General features: G+C 63.9%; 16 protein-coding genes. 12 read left to right on the top strand and 4 right to left on the bottom strand.

What is annotated here, in order from left to right; all coding sequences use genetic code 11:
* Nucleotides 1–10 precede the first annotated feature (10 nt).
* From QZ281_RS16195 to QZ281_RS16170, 6 genes are all read left to right on the top strand, one after another.
* Nucleotides 11–2260, top strand: a complete 2250-nt coding sequence (locus QZ281_RS16195) for a PAS domain-containing sensor histidine kinase (protein WP_292230142.1) — start codon at nt 11–13, stop codon at nt 2258–2260.
* Between the two features lie 9 nt (nt 2261–2269).
* Nucleotides 2270–3676 carry a sigma-54 dependent transcriptional regulator gene (locus tag QZ281_RS16190; RefSeq protein ID WP_292230140.1) on the top strand — a complete coding sequence of 469 codons (1407 nt, stop codon included), beginning with the start codon at nt 2270–2272 and terminating at the stop codon, nt 3674–3676.
* Nucleotides 3676–4539: a D-amino-acid transaminase gene (locus QZ281_RS16185; protein WP_292230138.1), complete on the top strand. Its 864-nt coding sequence runs from the start codon at nt 3676–3678 to the stop codon at nt 4537–4539. The genes QZ281_RS16190 and QZ281_RS16185 overlap by 1 nt, the downstream gene beginning before the upstream one ends.
* A 103-nt stretch (nt 4540–4642) precedes the next feature.
* Nucleotides 4643–4888, top strand: coding sequence for an RNA chaperone Hfq (hfq, locus tag QZ281_RS16180; protein WP_003164861.1), 246 nt, complete (start codon nt 4643–4645; stop codon nt 4886–4888).
* On the top strand, nt 4889–6202 hold the full coding sequence (gene hflX / locus QZ281_RS16175) for a GTPase HflX (protein WP_292230137.1): 1314 nt from the start codon (nt 4889–4891) through the stop codon (nt 6200–6202).
* 3 nt (nt 6203–6205) lie between these two features.
* The gene (locus QZ281_RS16170; RefSeq protein WP_292230136.1) at nt 6206–7846 is read left to right on the top strand and encodes a Na+/H+ antiporter; all 1641 of its coding nucleotides are present in this window, start codon (nt 6206–6208) and stop codon (nt 7844–7846) included.
* A 3-nt stretch (nt 7847–7849) separates the two neighbouring features.
* Here the strand turns inward: QZ281_RS16170 and QZ281_RS16165 are convergent, their stop codons facing one another.
* Genes QZ281_RS16165 through QZ281_RS16155 form a run of 3 tightly spaced genes read right to left on the bottom strand, consistent with a single transcriptional unit; the run spans nt 7850 to nt 10674 of the window.
* Nucleotides 7850–8509 carry an HAD family phosphatase gene (locus QZ281_RS16165; RefSeq protein WP_292230134.1) on the bottom strand — a complete coding sequence of 220 codons (660 nt, stop codon included), beginning with the start codon at nt 8507–8509 and terminating at the stop codon, nt 7850–7852.
* Nucleotides 8510–8518: 9 nt separating this feature from the next.
* The gene (gene mazG / locus QZ281_RS16160) at nt 8519–9313 is read right to left on the bottom strand and encodes a nucleoside triphosphate pyrophosphohydrolase (RefSeq protein WP_292230132.1); all 795 of its coding nucleotides are present in this window, start codon (nt 9311–9313) and stop codon (nt 8519–8521) included.
* A complete protein-coding gene (locus QZ281_RS16155; protein WP_292230130.1) occupies nt 9310–10674 on the bottom strand; it encodes an MFS transporter in 1365 nt (454 codons plus the stop codon). Before QZ281_RS16155 ends, mazG begins: the two co-directional genes overlap by 4 nt.
* A gap of 140 nt (nt 10675–10814) precedes the next feature.
* Here QZ281_RS16155 and QZ281_RS16150 point away from each other — a divergent pair, with 140 nt between their 5' ends.
* Genes QZ281_RS16150 through ygiD form a run of 3 tightly spaced genes read left to right on the top strand, consistent with a single transcriptional unit; the run spans nt 10815 to nt 13114 of the window.
* Nucleotides 10815–11672, top strand: coding sequence for a M15 family metallopeptidase (locus tag QZ281_RS16150; protein ID WP_292230128.1), 858 nt, complete (start codon nt 10815–10817; stop codon nt 11670–11672).
* Nucleotides 11648–12157 (top strand): hypothetical protein, encoded by a 510-nt coding sequence (locus tag QZ281_RS16145; RefSeq protein ID WP_292230126.1) that lies wholly within the window; start codon nt 11648–11650, stop codon nt 12155–12157. The genes QZ281_RS16150 and QZ281_RS16145 overlap by 25 nt, the downstream gene beginning before the upstream one ends.
* Nucleotides 12158–12208: 51 nt before the next feature.
* The gene (ygiD, locus tag QZ281_RS16140; RefSeq protein ID WP_292230125.1) at nt 12209–13114 is read left to right on the top strand and encodes a 4,5-DOPA dioxygenase extradiol; all 906 of its coding nucleotides are present in this window, start codon (nt 12209–12211) and stop codon (nt 13112–13114) included.
* On the opposite strand, the gene QZ281_RS16135 is transcribed toward ygiD, so the two are convergent.
* Nucleotides 13026–14579, bottom strand: a complete 1554-nt coding sequence (locus QZ281_RS16135; RefSeq protein WP_292230123.1) for an AMP-binding protein — start codon at nt 14577–14579, stop codon at nt 13026–13028. The two genes, ygiD and QZ281_RS16135, sit on opposite strands and share 89 nt — an antisense overlap.
* A 183-nt stretch (nt 14580–14762) precedes the next feature.
* Here QZ281_RS16135 and lipA point away from each other — a divergent pair, with 183 nt between their 5' ends.
* From lipA to QZ281_RS16120, 3 genes are read left to right on the top strand one after another with little or no spacing between them, the layout of a single operon-like run.
* A complete protein-coding gene (gene lipA / locus QZ281_RS16130) occupies nt 14763–15725 on the top strand; it encodes a lipoyl synthase (protein WP_292230121.1) in 963 nt (320 codons plus the stop codon).
* A gap of 7 nt (nt 15726–15732) precedes the next feature.
* Nucleotides 15733–16185 (top strand): type II toxin-antitoxin system RatA family toxin, encoded by a 453-nt coding sequence (locus QZ281_RS16125; RefSeq protein ID WP_292230119.1) that lies wholly within the window; start codon nt 15733–15735, stop codon nt 16183–16185.
* The gene (locus tag QZ281_RS16120; RefSeq protein WP_292230117.1) at nt 16182–17300 is read left to right on the top strand and encodes an NAD(P)/FAD-dependent oxidoreductase; all 1119 of its coding nucleotides are present in this window, start codon (nt 16182–16184) and stop codon (nt 17298–17300) included. Before QZ281_RS16125 ends, QZ281_RS16120 begins: the two co-directional genes overlap by 4 nt.
* The last annotated feature ends 37 nt before the right edge of the window (nt 17301–17337 follow it).

Genomic DNA, 17337 nt, shown 5'->3' with positions numbered 1-17337 from the left:
GCCTTCAGATGTGACCCCTCTGCCCGACCCAGCGTCGGTCGATGAGTCATTCTGGGGACGATTAGAAGGCGAACGCGCAAGAGCCGCCTTCGGTCTGGCCTATCTGATCGCTGTCATCATCACGGCGGCGGCCATTTGGCTGGTAGCGGTGGCGCCGGGCGCGACCTCTGGTGGTGAAGGATCATCGACCAGTCAACTGGTCCTGTATGTCCTGATCGCCAACCTGATCCTGATATCCGTTCTTGCCTTTCTGGTGGGGCGCAGAGTGTTGGCGCTGGCGCGAAGCACCAACGAGGCCGGTTCGCGGCTGCATCTGAGATTCGTCGCCCTGTTCTCGATGGTGGCCGTGATTCCAGCGGTGCTGATCGCGTTGGTGTTCGGCATGTTGGTCACGCGCGGCGTCGATCAGTGGTTCAGCCAGAATGTGCAGGCTTCGGTCGAGAACGGCGCCATCGTCGGTCGCGCCTATATCGATGACGTGTCGGGCACGATGGATTCCGATCTGGTCATCATTGCTGACCAACTGACCGGCGCCCGAGGGTTGTTCGACAACCGCATCCGTTTCAACGACGCGCTGCAGCAGATCGGCGACATTTTCGGCTATCCGGCGGTCTATATCCTGAACGGCAAGGGCGAGGTTCTGGCGCGCGGTGAGTCCGCCAAGGCGCCGCCCTATCTGGCGCCGCCACGCTCAGAACTGGAAGCTGCCGCCGAGGGTGGAAAGCCGCCGCAACAGGTGACGGAGCATCCGGACGCCGTGCGGTCAATCATCGCCCTGCCTGCCTATGGCGACGCCTATCTGTATCTGGTGCGTCCGCTGCAGGAGGGGCTGGTGGCGCGGATGAATGCGTCCAGCCAGTCCATCGTCGCCTATCGCGAGGCGCAGGAAAGCCGCGCGCGAATCCAGTCGGCCTTCATCCTCAGCTACCTGGAGACGGCGCTGCTGGTGCTGGTCGGTGCGGTCTGGCTGGGCATGTCGGCGGCCAGCAGCATTTCGGCGCCGATCGGGCGATTGGTGAAGGCGGCAGGACAGGTTTCTGCGGGTGATTTTACGGCCCGGGTCGATAGTCATGGCGCGCCTGCCGAGGTGGCGACCCTGTCGGAAGCCTTCAACCGCATGACCGGCGATCTTCAGGCGCAACAGACTGCCCTGAAAACCGCGAGTGACGAGGCGCAGGACCGCAGCCGATTCATTGAAACCGTCCTGTCCGGTGTCAGCGCGGGTGTGATCGGTCTGGACCGGCTGGGGCGTGTCTCGGCCATTAATGAAAGCGCCCTGCAGCTTCTGCACATCGAAGAGGCCGAGGTTCTCGGTCACGAACTGGGCGCCCTGTCGCCGGAACTGAGCGATCTGGTGCGACGCGCAGAGGCCCACATCGAAGAAGACATCGATGTCAGCCGCGCAGGAGAGACCCTGCGCCTGCGCGTTCGGATCGAGGGCGGTCTGGGCGGCGAGATGGTGCTGACCTTTGATGACATCACGCGTCTGGTCACCGCTCAGCGCAATGCGGCCTGGCGCGACGTGGCCCGCCGTATCGCCCATGAGATCAAGAACCCGCTGACCCCGATCCAGTTGTCGGCCGAGCGGCTGAAGCGCAAATACCGCTCGCGCATCGGCGAGGATGTCGAAATCTTCGATCGCTGCACCGACACCATCATCCGTCAGGTCGGCGACATCGGCCGCATGGTGGATGAGTTTTCCTCCTTCGCCCGAATGCCTGCACCACGCTTTGCTCAGGCCAACCCGGCGGAGATGCTGCGCGAGGCGGTGTTCGCCCAACGCGTCGCTGCGCCCGATATTGTCGTCAGCATGACTGAACCTCTGCCCAAAGCGACGCAGAAGTGCGACGGTCGCATGGTGGGGCAGGCGCTGCTGAACATTCTGAAGAATGCCGGTGAGTCTGTTGCTGCACGCCGTCTGGCGGACGGTGCGCCTGCTGCTTCTGACATGCCCGGCGTGATCGCCTCTCTGACGATCACCGACGGCATCGCCACCTTTGCGGTCGAGGACGATGGCGTGGGCCTGCCTGCGCGTGACCGTGACCGCCTGACCGAGCCCTATGTCACCACGCGTGAGAAGGGCACGGGCCTCGGTCTGGCGATAGTAAAGCGTATCTGTGAGGACCACGGCGGCGAGCTGAAGCTTGGCGACGCGGAAACCCTGCGTGGCGCACGTGTGTGCCTGATTTTCCCATTGAACCCACCCGGCAAAAACGGTGACGCATCGGAGCGCAAGCTTCTGAGCGTCTCCGCCGAATAGCGAGGCAAGATGCGACCTACTGGTTCCGACATTCTGGTCGTCGATGATGAGGCTGATATCCGCGATCTGGTGTCCGGCCTTCTGGAGGACGAAGGTCATGCCGTGCGCGTGGCCGCCAACTCCGATGAGGCGCTGGCGGCTATTCGTGCGCGCAAGCCTTCTCTGGCCATTCTGGACATCTGGATGCAGGGCGGCGGCCTTGACGGGCTGGAACTGCTGGAAGTCGTCAAGGAGATCGACCCCGACCTGCCGGTCGTGATGATCTCTGGTCACGGCAACATCGAAACAGCGGTGACGGCGCTGAAGCGCGGCGCCTATGACTTCATCGAAAAGCCGTTCAAATCCGACCGGCTAGTGGTGGTGGTGGAACGCGCTATCGAAGCGGCGACCCTGCGGCGTGAGAACCGTCGTCTGCGCGCCGCAACTATGACGCCGTCAGGCCTGATCGGTCGCTCGCAAGCAGCGCAGGCCCTGCGCAGCACCATCTCCAAGGTGGCGCAGGCCAACAGCCGTGTTCTGATCTCGGGCCCGGCCGGTTCGGGCAAAGAACTGGTTGCGCGCCAGATCCACGAGGGCAGCCCCCGTGCGCGGGCCGAGTTCGTGGCTATTTCGGCCGCCGGCATGACGCCGGAACGTCTGGACCTCGAACTGTTCGGCGAGGAAGGCCAGGACGGCCGTCCCAGCAAGATCGGCGTGTTCGAGCGCGCCCACAACGGCACCCTGTATCTGGATGAAATCAGCGACATGCCGCGCGAAAGCCAGAGCCGCATCCTGCGGGTTCTGGTCGATCAGCGGTTCCGTCGGGTCGGCGGCGAACAGGACGTGCAGGTCGATGTGCGCGTGGTCACCTCGACCTCACGCGACCTGAAGGCCGAAATCGCAGAGGGCAAGTTCCGCGAAGACTTGTTCCACCGCCTGAACGTGGTGCCGATCCGGGTTCCGGCCCTGTCGGAACGGCGCGAGGACATCGCCGAACTGGTCGAATATTTCGTGGACACCATCAGCGCGGCTCAGGGTCTGCCCAAGCGGGTGGTTGGTGACGACGCCGTGGCTGTGCTGCAGGTTCACCCCTGGCCGGGCAATATCCGCCAACTTCGCAACAATATCGAACGCCTGCTGATCCTGGCGACTGGCGATCCGAACGAGACGATCACCGCCGACATGCTGCCGCAGGAGGTGGCGACATCGAACGGGGCGACGCCGTCTCTGGGCGCAGAACGCACCATCGCCCTGCCGCTGCGTGAGGCGCGTGAGGTGTTCGAGCGCGAGTATCTGGCGGCCCAGATCATGCGTTTCGGCGGCAATATTTCGCGGACCGCCGCCTTCATCGGCATGGAGCGGTCTGCCCTGCACCGCAAACTGAAGTCGCTGGGCGTATCGCCTGCGCGGGGCGGTGAAGAGGACGAACCGGCCTGATGTCACGCGTCGCCTATGTGAACGGCAGCTACAGCCCGCATGGGGAGGCCGTGGTCCATATCGAGGATCGCGGCTTCCAGTTCGCTGACGGCGTCTATGAGGTCTGGGCGGTGTTTGACGGCAGGCTGGCGGACTTCGACGGCCATATGACGCGGTTGCACCGCAGTCTGAATGAGTTGCGGATCGATATCCCCATGTCGGTCGCCGCCCTGACGCAGGTGCTGCGCGAGACAATCCGGCGCAACCGTGTACGCAACGGGTTGGTCTATCTGCAGATCACGCGCGGTACGTCACGTCGCGATCATCCGTTTCCACATGCAGATACGCCGCCCAGCGTCATCGTCACGGCCAAGTCCGTCAATCTGTCGCGCGGTGAGGCGCAGGCGTTGAAGGGTGTCGCCGTTCTGACCCAGCCGGATATCCGTTGGGGGCGTTGCGACATCAAGACGGTGGGTTTGCTGCCGAATGTTCTGGCTAAACAGGCCGCGCGTGAGGCGGGCGCCTATGAGGCGTGGCTGGTCGATGACATGGGGCTGGTGACCGAGGGAACCTCGACCAACGCCTGGATTGTCGATGAGCATGGCAAGCTGCGCACACGCGATACGCAGGCGAGCATCCTGAAGGGCTGCACGCGCACCAGCCTGATGGCCCTGATTGCGGAACATGGCGTTGAACTGGACGAGCGCGCCTTTAGCGTCGACGAAGCGAAACGGGCCCGCGAAGCCTTCTTCACCGCAGCCGGCGCCTTCGTCACCCCCGCCATATCGATTGACGGGGCGAGGATCGGTGACGGAAAGCCTGGGCCGATCACGACGCGGCTGCGCGCCCTTTATCTTGAACAGGCGCGAAGAGACGCCATTTAGGCCGTTGCCCGAGCGGGGAGACGGCGTTTAAGGTCGCCTCCGGCCGTTCCGGCCCCGCGCCGGCTAATCGGCGACGAACAACAAAGAACAGGAAAAACCTGCCATGTCGCAAGACAAACGTCAGAACCTTCAGGACACCTTCCTCAACTCGGTCCGCAAGACCAAGACGCCGCTGACCATCTTCCTGGTCAATGGGGTCAAGCTGCAGGGCATCGTGACCTGGTTCGACAACTTCTGTGTGCTGCTGCGCCGCGATGGCCAGTCCCAGCTGGTGTACAAGCACGCCATCTCCACCATCATGCCGTCCGCGCCCGTGCAACTGTACGAGCCCGACGCCGAAGAAGATTGATTGACCCAAAAACTTATTGATCACGCCGCCCCGGTTCAGCGGGCGGTTGTCATCCACCCCGACGGACGGTCGGAATCGCCTCGTCTGGCCGAAGAACGGCTGGAGGAGGCGACCGGCCTTGCCCGCGCCCTTGATCTGGACATCCAGGCCGAGGAGATCGTGCGCGTCCGCAAGGTCACGCCCGCCACCCTGTTTGGAACTGGCAAGGTCGAGGAACTGGCCGCCCTGATGCGCGCGGCCGAGGCCGACGTCGCCATCATCGACGACGCCCTGACCCCGGTGCAGCAACGCAATCTGGAAAAGGCCTGGGAGGTGAAGGTCATCGACCGCACCGGCCTGATCCTTGAAATCTTTGGACGCCGTGCGCGGACCAAGGAAGGCCGCCTGCAGGTCGAACTGGCGCGGCTGGACTACGAACGTTCGCGTCTGGTGCGCACCTGGACCCACCTTGAGCGCCAGCGCGGCGGCACCGGCTCGACCGGCGGTCCCGGCGAAACCCAGATCGAACTGGACCGGCGTCTGATCGCGGACCGGATCGTCAAACTGAAGGCTGAGCTGGAAGAGGTGCGTCGCACGCGCGGCCTGCACCGCAAACAGCGCCAGAAGGTTCCTTTCCCGACGATCGCACTGGTGGGCTACACCAATGCGGGCAAGTCGACGCTGTTCAATCGGCTGACGGGATCAGAGGTCTTCGCCAAGGACCTGCTGTTCGCCACCCTCGACACAACCCAGCGCACGATCCGTCTGCCGCAGGGGCGACCGGCCATTGTGGCGGACACCGTCGGCTTCATTTCCGACCTGCCGCACGAACTGGTCGAAAGTTTCCGCGCCACGCTGGAAGAGGTCGGTGAAGCTGACCTGATCCTGCACGTCCGCGACATTGCTTCCGCAGACAGCGACGCCCAGGCCAAGGACGTCGAGGCGGTGCTGAAACAGATCGAGACGCCCGAGGGCAAGACCCGTCGGGTTCTGGAGGTCTGGAACAAGATCGATCTGCTGGACGAAGAGGCGCGCGAGGCCGTCCTCGGTCAGGCCGAACGTCTGGCCAGGGAAGGTGAGGCGGTCGCCGTGTCCGCCTGGACAGGCGAGGGGATCGAGCCCCTGCGCACGACTATCGCTGGTCTGATCGACGACGATCCCGAGACACGGCTGACGCTGGCCCCTGAACAGGGCGAGGCGCTGGCCTGGCTGTATGAGCATGGGCGGGTGACGTTCCGCGATACTGACGACGATGGCCGCACTCATGTCACGGTGCGGCTGCATCCTGCGGCGCTCGGACGTTTCGAGCGTCTGTATCCCGACCTGGTCGACTGACACATGCATCTGATCGAGACCGTACTGCTGCTGCTTCTGGCCGTTGTGGTGTCGGGCTCGATTGCCAAAATCACGCGGATCGCCCTGCCTCTGGTGCAGATCGGTCTGGGCGCGTCGCTGGTTCTGATCACCGGCAGCACGGTGGATCTGGAGCCGGATGTCTTTTTCCTGCTGTTCCTGCCGCCGCTGCTGTTTCTGGATGGCTGGCGCATTCCCAAGGAGGCGCTGTTTCGGGATCGGGCGGTGATCCTGGAACTGGCGTTGGGGCTGGTGCTGTTCACAGTCGTCGGCCTGGGCTTCCTGATCTGGTGGATGATCCCGGAGATGCCCTTGCCGGTGGCCTTCGCCCTGGCCGCCATCCTGTCGCCGACTGATCCTATCGCAGTGAAGGCCATCGCCGCGCGGGCGCCGATCCCCAAGCGGCTGATGCATATTCTGGAAGGCGAGTCCCTGCTGAACGACGCGACCGGCCTGACCTGCATGCGGATCGCGGTGATCGCGGCGACGACGGGCGCCTTCTCCATCGGGCATGCCATCGGCACATTCGCCTGGCTGGCCGTCGCAGGCGTCGCGGTCGGGGTTCTGGTCACCATGGCGATCAGCTGGGCCAAAAACTGGGTCAACAAGCGGTGGGGCGAGGATGCAGGCGCTCAGGTTCTGATCAGCCTGTTGATCCCCTTCGCCGCCTATCTGGTCGCGGAAGAGCTGAAGGCGTCCGGCATTCTTGCGGCGGTGGCGGCGGGCATCACCATGAGCTTCACCGAGCGTGGCGGCGTCGGTGGAACCCAGTCACTGGCCATCACCCGCATCCGGCGGGGTGTCGTGTGGGATACGGTTCAGTTCGTCGCCAACGGCTTCATCTTCGTGATCCTGGGCGAGCAAATGCCGTCGATCATGGCGCGCGCGGCTGAAGTGGTCGCCGGGACCAGCCGACCAGAGGTCTGGTGGCTAGCGGTCTATGTGTTCGGCATCGTGGCGGCGTTGGCGGCGCTTCGGTTCATCTGGGTCTGGACGTCGCTGAAACTGACCCTGTTCCGACGTCTGCACAGAGGGCCGCCGCCCAAGGTGGGGCTGCGTCTGACGATGGTGATGTCGCTGGCGGGGGTGCGCGGGGCGATCACGCTGGCGGGCATTCTGACCCTGCCGTTCTTCGTGGCGGACGGGACGTTGTTGCCTTCGCGAAATCTGGCGATCTTCCTGGCTGCGGGGGTGATTATCGTGTCGCTGCTGGTGGCGACCATCGCCCTGCCGCGCTTGCTTCAGAATGTCGAACTGCCGCCCGAACCGTCGCACGATGTGGAAGAAGACCGCTGCCGGGTCGCTGCTGCATCCGCCGCTCTGCGCGCCATTGAAGACGCCTCACACGCCATGGCTGAGAGCAAGCCTGACCCGGACCTCTATTCCGAAGTCGCCAGCCGGATCATGGAGGTCTATCGCCGCCGGATTGAGACGCACACACATGGCGAAGAGGATGACGCCGCCATGACTCGCAAGATTGACCGGGTCGAGCGTGAGCTGTGGCTGGCCGGATTGGCGGCGGAACGGTCGGAACTGGGGCGTCTGATGCGTCTGCGTCAGATCGATGAAGTCACCGCCCGTCGGATGATCCGCGAAGTGGACCTGCAGGAAATCCGCTACCTGTAGGGATCAGCGGTCCATGAAGGTGGCGACGGCGTCATAGCTGTCCGCCACATGATGCGCGCCCTTGGCGACCAGACGTTGGGCCAGACCATCACGCACATGCCCGCCCGCCGTCAGGCCGACGACCGTCATGCCGGCGGACAGGCCAGCCTGAACACCCGCCTCGCTGTCCTCGATCACCAGCGTCCGTGCCGGATCGACGCCCAGCGTCTCGGCTGCATACAGGAAGACGTCGGGATGTGGCTTGCCGCGGTTCACATGAAGGGCGGCGCTGTAAACCCGGTCCGCGAACATCTCCGACAGGCCGAACCTGTTCAGCCCCAGTGACAGCCAGTCCGGTCCGCTGGACGAGGCGATGCAACGGGTTTCGGTTCGGCTGTTCAGGAAGTCGATCAGACCCGGCACAGGCTCCAGTTCTGCCTGGGCGCGTTCTCTGGAAATACGTGAATAGTTGACATGGAACTCATCCGGGCAGGGACGTCCGTGCCGTGCCTCGACCAGGGCGCGGTTGTCGCGCCAGCGCCGCCCGACATATTCGCTCAGCACTTCATCCACCGTGGTCGGCAGGCCCAACGCAGTCAGTTCATCCGCCATGATGGTGCTGGTCAGCAGTTCGCTGTCGGCGACGACGCCGTCATAGTCGAAGATAATCAGGTCGTAGGTCACGCGCGGCACTCAGTTCTTTACGGCGGTCTTCTCTGCGGCCTTTGCGGCGTCCCAGAGGCGATCCATTTCTTCCAGCGTCGATTGATCCGGGGTGCGCCCGTCCTTGGCCAGTTCTGCCTCGATGAAGCCGAAGCGGCGGACGAACTTGGCATTGGTGGCACGCAGGGCGTCTTCGGGCTCTACGTCCAGCTTCCGGGCCAGATTGGCGACGACGAACAGCAGGTCGCCCAGCTCTTCGCGCGCCTTGGCCTTGTCGCCCGCAGCGATCTCGACGCGCAACTCCTCGACCTCTTCCGCCAGCTTGTCGAACACCTCGTCGGTCGAAGGCCAGTCGAAGCCGACGCGGCCCGCGCGCTTGGTCAGTTTGGCCGCGCGGGTAAGGGCGGGCAGGCCCACAGGCACGTCATCCAGAACACCGGGCTTTTTGCGGTCCTTGCGCTCGGCGGCCTTGATGACCTCCCAGGCGACGGTCTGTTCTTTTGAGGACCGCTGGGCTTCCTCGCCGAACACATGCGGGTGGCGACGTTCCAGCTTTTCTGAGATGGCGGTCACCACGTCGTCGAAGGCGAACAGGCCCTGTTCTTCGGCCATGCGGGCGTGGAAGACGACCTGGAACAGCAGGTCGCCCAGTTCGCCTTTCAACTCCGTCAGGTCATTGCGCTCGATGGCGTCGGCGACCTCATAGGCTTCTTCGATGGTGTAGGGGGCGATGGTGGCGAAGGTCTGCTCCACGTCCCAGGGGCAGCCGCCGTCCGGGTCGCGCAGTTTCTCCATGATGCCCAGCAGGCGGTCGATGGGTCTCAAGAACGGGCTCCGTCGCGGGCTTCCAGCGCCAGCCGGATTTCATCGTGACGCTTGGGCGTCAGCGGATAGCCCTTCAGCACCAAGGCAGCGGCGGCCAGAAGCAGGCCGGGAACCAGAATGAACAGGACCTGCAGGGTCAGAAGCGAGAACTCGCTGTTGCCCTCAGGCCCCGGCAACGCCTTGAAGCCAACCTGTTGCAGGATGATGTAAGGGATCAGTGCCACGACGTGACCGATCTTGGTCGTTGCGGACAGGACTGAGAACATCAGGCCAGTACGGTCCACGCCGGTCTCTAGCCGAACCTCATCGCCTGCGTCCGCCATCATGGCGCGCAGCAGGAACAGGCCGGCGGCATAGGGCAGGCCCGCGATGAACATGACCACCGCCGTGACCGCGAAATTGCCGCCGGGCACAAGAGTCGCACCGATATAGAGAACTGCAAAGATCAGGCTGGCGATGGCCAGGGCCTTGTCCTTGCCGACCTTGGTGGCCAGCCAGGCCCAGATGGGGGCGCCGCACAGGCCGGCGACGAAATAGCAGAGCATGAACAGGCCAGCCTGGCTGTGGTCATAGCCTTTGATCTGACCGAAGAAGAAGAACAGCAGCGAGCCGGTGATGCCCGGCGCAACGCCCAGCAGCAGGTCCGCGATCAGCAGCTTGCGCACGGTCGGCATCGTCAGAAGGTTCAGATAGGCGCTGGCCCCGCCATGCGGTTGCTGGCCCGAGTTGACCGGCTCAGGCACCGCGAACATGGCCAGACCGATGGTCAGGGGCAGGGCGATCAGGATGGCCCAACCCATGATACGCACCCCGTCGGCATAGGTGCCGATGCCGGTCTGAACCACGACTGTCGGAAGAACCAGGATCAGGATGACGCCGATGATGTTGAACACCTGCCACCAGCCATAGACGCGGCTGCGCTGATCATACTGAGGCGCCAGCACCGCCGCCCAGCCCAGTTGGCCGAGAGTGCCGATCGAAAAGCCGAGGTAGAGAACCAGCAGCCAGCCAAACAGATAGGCGGGGCCTGCGCCGGGCTGGACCACGACAAACATCATGAAGGCCGACAGCATCAGGATCGGCGTCGAAATCGCCATCCACGGGCGATAGCGGCCGAACCGCGTCTTGGTCTTGTCCATGCCCCAGCCGATGAAGGGGTCAAAGACGATGTCGATCAGCCGCACAGCCATGAAGACGGCGGCGACGACGCCCAACTCCAAACCGACATGGGTGGCGTAAAACTCGGGCAGGGTGACGGGCAGGGCGACGCCGAACGCCGCCAATGGCAGGCAGGGGCCGGAAAAAGCGGCCAGCACGGCGTTGGAGCGCCGGGGGGCGGTCGTCGCAGGGGCGGTCGACATGCGTCGTTCCGAAACGGCGCGGCGCGAGTCGGCCGCGCGTCACCATGCCAGCGATTGATGAAGCTTGCACAGGGACATGTGCGATCACAGGTCAGGCATTCGGGGTTGTCGGAACGGACGGCTTGGGGCTTCCTGTCGCCATGTTGCGAAGTCTGATTGCGTTTCTGACCCTTGGGCTTGCGGTGATGGCGGCCAGTGGCGCACGGGCCTCTGGTCCCTGTCACGCCGACACTGGCGACTGGAACGAACAAGGGCTGGCGAATGCCGCCTCCTTCTACACGCTGGAATGGTCGCCTTTCGGCGCGTCGGAGTGGGGGTGGGAGACCTATCTGCCGCTGATCCAGCATGAGATCGGTACGGATTGCGGGCCGGGAACGCCGATCTTCGCCACGCGATTAGCGACGTTTCAGCAGACCTATGGCTTGCCGCCGACGGGCGTGTTCGACACCGCGACCTTTCAGGTGTTTCGCGGCGTGTGGCAGGAGCGACGCCCCTTCGTGATGGCGCGCCTGCGTCAGGAATGTCCTGAGCCGCCGCCGATCAACCAACTGGGCTATCTGGTGGCGTCCGAGGAACATGCGGATCGTCTGACGCGTCTGCTGAGGCGTGATGTGCTGGACGCCTACCGCCGACTGGTCGCAGCCGCGCGGGCGGAGGTGCCAGAGGCGGCGTCTGATCCTGAATTGCTGCAGATATTCTCCGGCTTCCGTGACCCGGAGGCGGATGCGGCACGGTGCGCTCAGGATCGAAACTGTGATGGCCTGCGTCGCGCCGTCTGTTCTCCACACCGTACAGGGACGGCTGTTGATCTGTATGTGGGACAGTTGGCGGGGATGGGCGTTGATTCCACCAGCGCCGCCAGCCGTCAGCATATGAGCCGCACCGCGACCTATCAGTGGCTGGTCGCCAATGCGGGACGTTTTGGCTTTGTGCCCTATGTCTTTGAACCCTGGCACTGGGAGTATGTGCAGCCGTGGAACGACTCATTCGCGCCCTGACGGATGGCGAGGCCGCGCTGGCGCGTGAGGCGTTCGGAGAGGCCATTCGTCTGGATAAGGTGCGGCTGATCGGCTGGCCGTTCGCGCGGGCCTTTGTCGCTGGGCGCTGGTTCGGACGGGACTGGATCGTCTGGCCCGCGCGGGCACTGGCTCAGGATTTCGCGTCGGCGGGTCTGGGTGTGCAAGGGGTTCTGGTCCACGAACTGACCCACGTCTGGCAGGCGCAGCAGGGCGTGAACCTGTTGTTCGCCAAGCTGAAGGCCGGGGACAGCGTCGCCAGCTATTCCTATGTGGCGGATGCGACCTGTCACTGGGATGCGTTGAACATCGAGCAGCAGGCGATGGTCATGGAGCATCGGTTTCATGCCCGGCGTGGAGTGAAGACGCCCGCCGCCACGGCCTTTTATGACGCCGTCTGTCCATTCAGCGATGCCAGTCCAATTCTGGCGGCTCTTGACCGAACCACCGCAACGCCCCAAATCTGAAACTGTATTGGTGGCGAATAGCTGCTGCGTCGAAGATGGAGTTTTCAGACCATGACTGCCGATCAAGATCGCAATGGTGCGCCGTTTGGCGTGGCGGGCCGCCAGCCAGCGCTCTTCTTCGGGCATGGCTCGCCGATGAATGCGTTGGGCGGACCCTTCGCCCAGGCATGGCGCGATCTGGGTTTGTCTGTCGGAAAGCCAAAGGGCGTCGTCATGGTCTCCGCCCACTGGGAGACGCGCGGCCTGGGCGTGACAGCACAGGAGCGACCCGAAACCATCCATGATTTCGGCGGCTTTCCGCAGGCGCTTCATGATGTTCAGTATCCATCGCCCGGTTCACCAGAATTGGCGGCGCGGGTGGCGCAACTGACGGGCGCCGTCCAGACCCAGCAATGGGGACTGGACCATGGGACATGGTCCGTCCTGGTCCACGTCTGGCCGGAGGCTGATGTTCCCGTTGTGCAGTTATCGCTCAATCGGGGCCTGACGGCGCGCCAGCATTATGAACTGGCCAAGGCGCTGCGGCCTCTTCGTGATGAAGGGGTGATCATCGCGGGGTCAGGCGATTTCGTCCACAATCTGCGGACCTGGAAGCGGGAGGCGGGCGCCGAACCCTATGCCTGGGCGACCAGCTTCAACGAGGCGGTGAAACACGCCTTCGAACGCGGCGATCACGAGGCCCTGATCAACTGGGTCGGACTGGCGGAAGACGCGCAACTGAGCGTGCCGACGGACGAGCACTATCTGCCGGTTCTTTATGTCGCCGCGCAACAGGAGCCGGGAGAGCCGGTCGCGTTTTTCAACGACAGCATCGACGGCGGATCGATTTCTATGACGGGCGTGCGGCTGATCCGCACGCGGGGACGGCTCAGGCCGCCTTGTCGGTTTCCACCATCTTCTGGATGGCGACATAGTCTGTCTTGCCAGTGCCCAGGACGGGCACTTCTGCGACCTTGACGATCTTCTTGGGCACGATCAACTCGGGCGCGCCATTGTTGCGCGCCCATTCGGCCAGGGGGGCGACCTCGGCGTCGGCGTGATCGGTGACCAGCACCAGCTTCTCGCCCTTGCGGCTGTCGGGGATGGAGATGACCGCATGGCGCTGTTCGGGCCAGACCGCGCCCGCGATCCCTTCGACGGCGGTCAGGGACACCATCTCGCCGCCGATCTTGGCGAAGCGTTTGGCGCGGCCCTTGATGGTGATGTAGCCCTCGGCATCGACATCGACGATGTCGCCGGTGTCCAGCCAGTCTTCGCCGACCGGATCCCAGGCCAGGGGTTCCGCCTGGGTGACATAGCCGCTCATGACGTTCGGGCCTTTGAGGAACAGACGGCCGCCGCCGTCGATGCCCTCGACCGGCTCCAGTTTCCAGTCGATGCCGGGAAGGATCTGACCCACGGTGCCGGGCGCGTTATAGTCGGGATGGTTCACGGCGATGACGGGGGAGGCCTCGGTCGCGCCATAGCCTTCCAGAAGTTCGACGCCGCCGAACTTGGTGTTGAACAGGGCCCGCGTTTCCTCGCGCACCTTCTCGGCGCCAGCGACGGCGAACTTCAGGGTGGCGAAATCGTCCGGCTCTGCGACGCGGGCGTACTGGCTCAGGAAGGTGTCCGTCGCGAACAGGATCGACGCCTTCACCTTGGGCAGCAGGTCGGTGATTTGTTTGGCGTGCAGCGGTGATGGGTACTGGAAGGCCTTCAGTCCCTGCAGCAGCGGCAGGATCACCCCGCCGGTCAGGCCGAAACAGTGGAAGGTCGGCAGCGGGTTGAACATTACCCAGTCGGGCTTCAGGTCGATGTGGGCGGCGACCTGACGGGCGTTGGCGACCAGATTCCTCTGGCTCAGCACAACACCCTTGGGCGTGCCGAAACTGCCGGAGGTGAACAGGACCACACCCGGCGCATCAGGATCGGTCTTTACGCGGAAACGCTTGGGCGCGGCGCCTGCGGCCAGACCATACAGTTTGTCGGCCAGACCAATGGTCTTGCGCACGTCATCCAGCCAGACGACCTCGGCCACGGTCGTCAGTTCGGCGATCAGGTCGTCCAGCTTGGCCTGTTCAATGAAGCGTTTGGCGGTCAGCACCTTATTGACGCCTGACGCCTTGATGGCCGCCTTCAGATTGGCCTCGCCCGCGGTGAAGTTCAGCATCACCGGCACCCGCCCGTGGGCATGCAGGCCAAAGAAGGTGACGACCACGCCCATCGACGACGGCAGCAGGATCGCAACCCGATCCCCCTTTTGCGTCATGTTGGCGATCTTGCGCCCCAGCACGAAGGCGGCGCGGATCAGGCCGGTGTAGGTGAGGGGGTGCCTGTCCTGATCTTCAAGGATTTCCTTGTCGCCGAACCTTGAGCGGGCCTCGACCAGGGCGTCGATCAAAGAGGCATCGTACAGCGAGGGATCCAGAGCCTGGCGCAAACGCGTCTCCTACGGAGGGCGCCACCGGCCCTCTCTGTTGTTCGGGCATCTGTCATTAATGACGCCGCGTCATCTTGAAAAGATATGTTACGCGCCGTGAGTTCCAAGGCCAGATCACGCCTGCGGCATATCTGTAACCGGGTTTGGCTTGCCTAAACGGCTTTGAAGTCCGAAATACCGGTCATGGTCACCCTGATCGACACCTTGCAGCGCAAGCCCTCCGAGCTCCGTCACCCGGAGAAGCAGAATCGTCCGGAGACGGTGGTTCTGAAGAAACCTGACTGGCTGCGCGTCAAGGCGCCCGGCTCGGGCCAGTACAACGCCACCAAGGACATCGTCCGCTCCAAGGGGCTGGTGACGGTGTGCGAGGAAGCGGCCTGCCCGAACATCGGCGAGTGCTGGAGCCAGAAGCACGCCACGCTGATGATCATGGGCGACACCTGCACGCGGGCCTGCGCCTTCTGCAACGTCAAGACGGGCCTGCCCCAGCCGCTGGACCCGGAAGAAGCCGGCAAGGTCGGTCTGGCTGTGCAGCAGATGGGTCTGAACCACGTCGTGATCACTTCGGTGGACCGTGATGATGTCGCTGATGGCGGCGCCGCCCACTTCGCCGAGGTCGTGCGCCAGATCCGCATCCAGGCGCCGGGCACCACCATCGAAATTCTGACGCCGGACTTCCTGCGCAAGGATGGCGCGGCCGAAGTGATGATCGACGCCAAGCCGGACGTCTTCAACCACAACCTTGAAACTGTTCCGCGCCTGTATCTGAAGATCAGGCCCGGCGCCCGCTACTTCCACTCCCTGCGTCTGCTGCAGATGGTCAAGGAGCGCGACCCCAACCAGTTCACCAAGTCCGGCATCATGGTCGGCCTGGGCGAGACCAAGGAAGAGGTCATGCAGGTGATGGACGATATGCGTTCCGCCGGCGTCGACTTCATCACCATCGGCCAATATCTGCAGCCGACCCGCAAGCACGCCGCCATCGACCGCTTCGTCACGCCCGAAGAGTTCAAGGCCTATGAGGCGATCGCACGCGCCAAGGGCTTCTTGATGGTGTCGTCCAGCCCGTTGACGCGTTCGTCGCACCACGCTGGCGACGACTTCGCCCGGCTGAAGGCCGCGCGCGAGGCGCAACTGAAGCGTTAAGCCCGGAATGGCTGTCCATCGCGTCACGCGCATCCTTCCGTATGCGCCAGACCAGCTTGCCGATCTGGTGGCTGACATCCGCGCCTATCCGGACTTTGTGCCGTGGGTGACGTCCATGCGTGTCTGGAACGACCGGGGCGAGGGTGAGGGCGTTACGGTGATCGACGCAGAGGCGGGCGTCGGCTTCGCCTTCCTGAAGGAACGGTTCTCCACCTGGGTCCGGCATGATCGTAATGCGCCCAAGGTCGAGGTCGGTCTGCTGCGCGGGCCGTTCAGGCACCTGAAGAACCGCTGGGAGTTCTTCCCGCATCCAGACGGGACGCGGCTGGAGTTCATGATCGACTTCGCCTTCAAATCGAAGATGCTGGATGTCATGCTTCAGGCGAACTTCGATCTGGCGGTCGGCAAGCTGATCAGTTGTTTCGAAGCTGAGGCGAAGCGGAGGTACGGACCGAAATGAGCTTTGATTTCGATGCGGTCGTTGTGGGCGCGGGCGCTGTGGGCCTGGCCTGCGGGCGAGCGTTGTCGAAACGGGGCCTGACGGTTCTGGTGCTGGAGAAGGAAGGCCATATCGGCCAGGGCGTCTCCTCACGAAACTCCGAGGTCATTCACGGCGGCCTCTATTATCCGACGGGCTCGCTGAAGGCGCAGTTCTGCGTCGCGGGGCGTCGCGCGCTTTATGATTTCCTGACCAGCCACAAGGTCGACCACTGGAAGTGTGGGAAGCTGGTCGTGGCGACGCAGGAATCAGAAGTCGATCGGATCGAAGCCATCTTCGAACAGGCGACGGCCAATGGTGTCGAGGGGTTGGAGCATCTGACGGGCGCTCAGGCGCGGGCGCTTGAGCCTGAATTGAATGCCCACGCCGCTATCCTGTCGCCGGAGAGCGGCCTGTTCGACAGTCACGGCTATATGCTGGCTCTGCAGGGTGAGATTGAGGATGCAGGCGGTTCCGTCGTCGTGTCCGCGCCGTTTGAAGGGGCTGATCCTCTGACGGGCGGCGGTTTCAACGTGCGTGTGGGCGGGGAGGGGGCGATGACGGTCACCAGCCGTCTTCTGGTTACCGCGCCGGGTCTATCGTCCCAGGCGGTCGCCGCAAGTATCGCCGGTTATCCCGCCGTTGACATTCCCGCGCGTCATCTGGGCAAGGGCGTCTATTTCCGACTGGTCGGCAAGGCGCCGTTTAATCGCCTGATCTATCCGCCGCCGATCCCCGGCGCGCTGGGCACCCACTATCGCAAGGATCTGGGCGGGCAGGCGGTGTTCGGGCCGGACCTCGTCTATGTCGAGACCGAAGACTATTCAGTCGATCCTACCAAGGCGGACGGGTTCGCAGCCTATATCCGCCGGTTCTGGCCCGGACTGCCCGACGGCGCCCTGACGCCAGACTATGCAGGCATTCGTCCCAAGCTGCATGGGGCAGGCGAGCCCCAGCCGGATTTCCAGCTTCACGGGCGCGAGCATCACGGCATCGACGGCCTGATGGCCCTGTTCGGCATCGAAAGCCCCGGCCTGACCAGTTCACTGGCAATCGGGGAGGCTGTGGCCGCACGTCTGACGTCAGACGACGGATAAAAACGGGGCCTGCTACGGATCTGTATCGGCTGGGATT

Origin of the sequence: Brevundimonas sp. (assembly GCF_018608325.1) — a bacterium.
In the GTDB taxonomy this organism is placed as follows: domain Bacteria; phylum Pseudomonadota; class Alphaproteobacteria; order Caulobacterales; family Caulobacteraceae; genus Brevundimonas.
The sequence above is the reverse complement of the archived record's forward strand: the minus strand, read 5'-3'. Positions and strand labels throughout refer to the sequence as shown.